Genomic DNA, 272 nt, shown 5'->3' with positions numbered 1-272 from the left:
AATTAGAATCCAGTATTCTGAATTAGAATATCAGGCCCTACCAAGTCAATTTGATCTTGAGGGATTGGAACTAACTTATACTTGTCAGTGAATTTAGCACCACCAAGTGCAGCCTGAAGTATAGATCCGTCAAAAGCAAAATATGCATCCATTTCTGCTTGAACAGTACCCCATCTTACCAAATCATAGAATCTATGACCTTCCATTCCTAGCTCTATCTTTCTTTCGAAACGTACAGCGTCTCTAGCGGCTGTTGCATTACTCCAAGGAGC

Annotated in this window: 1 protein-coding gene; it reads right to left on the bottom strand. The window is 40.4% G+C overall.

Annotation, left to right across the window (positions count from 1 at the left end):
* Positions 1–2 precede the first annotated feature (2 nt).
* Positions 3–272: RagB/SusD family nutrient uptake outer membrane protein (locus ACM615_RS24310; protein WP_431012696.1), on the bottom strand; the 270-nt coding region annotated here is incomplete at its 5' end.

It is taken from the genome of Rahnella sp. PAMC25617, from assembly GCF_050606005.1.
GTDB classification, from domain to species: Bacteria; Pseudomonadota; Gammaproteobacteria; order Enterobacterales; family Enterobacteriaceae; genus Rahnella; species Rahnella variigena.
The sequence above is the reverse complement of the archived record's forward strand: the minus strand, read 5'-3'. Positions and strand labels throughout refer to the sequence as shown.